The sequence below is a fragment of the Capnocytophaga catalasegens genome (assembly GCF_026005215.1).
Classification (GTDB): domain Bacteria; phylum Bacteroidota; class Bacteroidia; order Flavobacteriales; family Flavobacteriaceae; genus Capnocytophaga; species Capnocytophaga catalasegens.
In genome coordinates this window covers 1-3,146 of the sequence record NZ_BPMA01000030.1, presented here as the reverse complement: position 1 = coordinate 3,146, position 3,146 = coordinate 1, and the positions used below count along the sequence as shown (strand labels likewise).

6 protein-coding genes are annotated in these 3,146 nt (G+C 32.6%); 3 read left to right on the top strand and 3 right to left on the bottom strand.

Annotated features, from left to right (window positions below; translation table 11 throughout):
• Position 1: 1 nt before the first annotated feature.
• From OO775_RS09195 to OO775_RS09185, 3 genes are read right to left on the bottom strand one after another with little or no spacing between them, the layout of a single operon-like run.
• The gene (locus tag OO775_RS09195; protein ID WP_264846787.1) at positions 2-601 is read right to left on the bottom strand and encodes an antA/AntB antirepressor family protein; all 600 of its coding nucleotides are present in this window, start codon (positions 599-601) and stop codon (positions 2-4) included.
• A gap of 9 nt (positions 602-610) precedes the next feature.
• Positions 611-982, bottom strand: a complete 372-nt coding sequence (locus OO775_RS09190; protein WP_264846786.1) for a hypothetical protein — start codon at positions 980-982, stop codon at positions 611-613.
• Between the two features lie 20 nt (positions 983-1,002).
• On the bottom strand, positions 1,003-1,179 hold the full coding sequence (locus OO775_RS09185) for a hypothetical protein (RefSeq protein WP_203966370.1): 177 nt from the start codon (positions 1,177-1,179) through the stop codon (positions 1,003-1,005).
• Between the two features lie 80 nt (positions 1,180-1,259).
• Here OO775_RS09185 and OO775_RS09180 point away from each other — a divergent pair, with 80 nt between their 5' ends.
• From OO775_RS09180 to OO775_RS09170, 3 genes are all read left to right on the top strand, one after another.
• Positions 1,260-1,688, top strand: a complete 429-nt coding sequence (locus tag OO775_RS09180; protein ID WP_264846785.1) for an XRE family transcriptional regulator — start codon at positions 1,260-1,262, stop codon at positions 1,686-1,688.
• A 6-nt stretch (positions 1,689-1,694) separates the two neighbouring features.
• Positions 1,695-2,243, top strand: a complete 549-nt coding sequence (locus OO775_RS09175) for an ORF6C domain-containing protein (RefSeq protein ID WP_264846784.1) — start codon at positions 1,695-1,697, stop codon at positions 2,241-2,243.
• Positions 2,244-2,633: 390 nt separating this feature from the next.
• A complete protein-coding gene (locus OO775_RS09170) occupies positions 2,634-3,026 on the top strand; it encodes a hypothetical protein (protein WP_264846783.1) in 393 nt (130 codons plus the stop codon).
• Positions 3,027-3,146 lie beyond the last annotated feature (120 nt).

Below are 3,146 nucleotides of genomic sequence, written 5' to 3'. Positions count from 1 at the left end.
ACTAATTTTTTAACATATCTATCATTTCCTGATAGTTGAATAACAATTGATTTTTATTTTGTAATGCCCTCTGATACATTGCCTTTACAACTTTATCTGCTTGGTCGGTGTTATGCACTTTGTCAATCATTATACGTTTGATATAGGATACATTTATACCTAACTCATTGGCGACCTTATTCATATCGCCCCATTTTAAGTAATTGCGTATGGTGTTAATAAGTTCGATACGTTTTTCTGAAATACCGTTTTTGTTGGTATGTTGGAATTGCGAGGCGGGAAGTTGTGGGGCTTGTCTGCTTTGGGCTTTGGCTTCCATCTCTATAAAATAACGGCGTATTTGTCTGCCTTTGTCGGTTTTTTCAATCATCGAAAGCTCCTTTGCCATATCAATGGAAAGAGCGTACTCTTTCATTTTTCCTCCGTTTTCTAAATTTTTAGAAAGCGTTATAAAATCCTTATTTTCAATAAATTTGTATTCATTAATACGGTTTTTTATCCAGTCAGCAAATTTACTTTGTACTCCTAAAAATCGGTGTAACTCTCTTGCGTTTACGGCTCTTTGTCCATTGGTTTCGGTAATTTTTATGAGTGTTTTCATATGTTTAAATTATTGGTTTACAATTTTTTGAAATTCATTGTTTGCGTTTTCTTCGATTGCCATATCTTGGAGGGTGTCCAGTAGTTGGAACTCGTCAAAAGGAAGTAATCTTTGTATAAATTCAACTACTTCTGATACAGATTGTATATACTGTAAATCAGGAGATGAATTTTCAAAAAAAGCTATTTTAGTTATTTCCAAAATATGATGTATTTTATTTGCCAAATTGGAGTAACTATTAAACTCTATTTCGGCGTATTTTTTAATATTTCCATTTCCGTAGTCTTTGTATTTTAACATCGGAAAATCTTTAACGCTGGGCGTGTAACTCGCTCTTTTTCTTGCTTTCATTGTCGGTTCATTTGTTGCTAACTCTATCATATCGCTTGTGTTTTAATTTGTTAATATTCAATCTTTTCACTCTCTTTTATTAGTAACTCTTTGGCTCGTTTACGTATGCTTTTTGCCTTATCGGAATTAAACACACACTTCAAACTCATATCCACCGTTTGGCGGGTTACCGAAAATTCTTTTGCAATTTCCTGCCTTATTTCTGGGTGTACTCGTATTTTTTTCATTACTTTGTATTTTTTAATTTCGAGTGCAAATATAGTAAATATATTTTCGATAAAACAAATATTTTGTAAATAAATTTACAATGATTAAAGAGCGTGTAATACAAGTTATTGAAATTAAAGGAATTGCAAAGGAAAAATTTTTTGAAAAAATTGGAGTTACATCTGCGAATTTTAGAGGGAATGCAAAAAAAACACCTTTAAACTCCACTACAATCGAAAATATATTATCGGAAATTCCTGAATTAAATCCTGAATGGCTTCTAACGGGCAAAGGTTCTATGTTAAAAACAGAAAGTAAGGGTTCTGTAAATCAAAACCTTGTAGGGGATAATAGTGTGCAGGTGGGAGGTAGTAACAACGGTAAAATAAAAAATAACACTGAAAATCAATTTATTAAAGAGCTACAAACCGAGATAGAAAACTTAAAAATCCTCCTGATAGAAAAAGAAAAGCAATTAACAGAGAAAGAAAAACAGATAAGCAAGTTAATTGATAAACTTACTAAATAAAAGAAAATGAGTGAGATAAACCAAAATATAATAGGAGATAATAACCTGCAAGTAGGTACAAATAACGGGCAAATAATCCAAACCAAGCAAATAAAGCAAGTTACGGAGGTTCTGCACGACCCCAACCAGCATATAACAGACGCCCAAGCGTTGGAAATACGCAATAAAATAACGGAACTTGTTGATATGTTGGCTTCTACAGGTAAAAATAAAGGCTCGTTGTTTAAACAGGAATACAATACTTTCTATAAAGAATTTAAAATAAGTTCGTATAAATTACTGCCAAAAGACAAATACGAGGAGGCTTTAATATGGTTACGCAAAAGAAACGCCTACAAAGGAAAAAAAGTACTCCGACAAGGCAACAAAGAGGAGTGGCGTAAGGAACAATATACAGCTATCTATTTCAAAGCGGGTAATTTAGGAATGAGTAAAGAGGAATTATATTTATTTGCTACTGAAAAATTAGCTTTAAAAAAGCCTTTAACCTCGTTAAAAGAATTAAGCGACACACGTCTCGAAAAATTATATAAATACATCATTGTAAAGGAGTAGTTTTCCAATTCCAAAAGTTGTAAAAAGAGTAACATTTTAAACGTTACAAAAAATGTTACATAATTTGTTACAAAACCAAGCGTAAAAAAAGTGTAACAATTCCAAATGTTAAAAAAATGTGTGCATTTTCTTTGACCACAAAAAAGACCACCTAAACGACCACAAACCAAAAGTAAAGAAAAATTCATCATTTCAAACGATGAAAAAAATGATGAAAAACCAAATGTAAAGAAAAATTCATCATCAGAAGGAAATAAAAATAAAAAAGCTCCTTTAACTCCTGAGAAATTAAAAGAACTTCAAGATATAGCTGCTGGTAAGTACTTAAAACCTAAGTTAATCCCTGTTTATGGAGTTTCAACTATCGGTGGCACTCAAACAGGGGCAGATATGTCGCCCGTTTCAGAGCCTGAGGGGTATATTGAGGCAGGAGGCTGGTTTCCTAACATAACAGCGGCTATTTACCACTACGGTGAAAGTATGAAAGAGTATCCCAACGGCTGTTTGCTCGCTATACAAGAAGTTTTTAATAAACGTACTATCCTTTGGGGTAATAACTATGTTATAGAAACCGATGAGATGAGAATTACCAAGCGTTTACAAACCTGCCCAGAAGATAAAAACTGCGTAATGGCTTACAGTTCTAACACAGAAACCTACCCAGACGGCAGGCTTATTCACGAACCAATAACCATATACAAAGAAGATATAAAAAGGCTTTTTTTAGTAATGGGTATCATTATTAAGAGCCAAATGTCCGCACCTATACTAATTAAGGTTTAATGAAAAAATCAACTAAAAATATTATTTGCCCCTCTAAAATTAAAAAATAATTAAATTCTAACCCCCGCAAAATTAAAAAAAACTGCCCCTTAGCTTTTACATTTGGTTTTGCTATTTAAT

Excerpts from the sequence above, each read along its gene's own strand:
- OO775_RS09175 (WP_264846784.1), top strand. The coding sequence starts at position 1,695 with ATGAGTGAGATAAACCAAAATATAATAGGAGATAATAACCTGCAAGTA.
- OO775_RS09190 (WP_264846786.1), bottom strand. The coding sequence starts at position 982 with ATGATAGAGTTAGCAACAAATGAACCGACAATGAAAGCAAGAAAAAGA.
- OO775_RS09185 (WP_203966370.1), bottom strand. The coding sequence starts at position 1,179 with ATGAAAAAAATACGAGTACACCCAGAAATAAGGCAGGAAATTGCAAAA.
- OO775_RS09180 (WP_264846785.1), top strand. The coding sequence starts at position 1,260 with ATGATTAAAGAGCGTGTAATACAAGTTATTGAAATTAAAGGAATTGCA.
- OO775_RS09170 (WP_264846783.1), top strand. The coding sequence starts at position 2,634 with ATGTCGCCCGTTTCAGAGCCTGAGGGGTATATTGAGGCAGGAGGCTGG.
- OO775_RS09195 (WP_264846787.1), bottom strand. The coding sequence starts at position 601 with ATGAAAACACTCATAAAAATTACCGAAACCAATGGACAAAGAGCCGTA.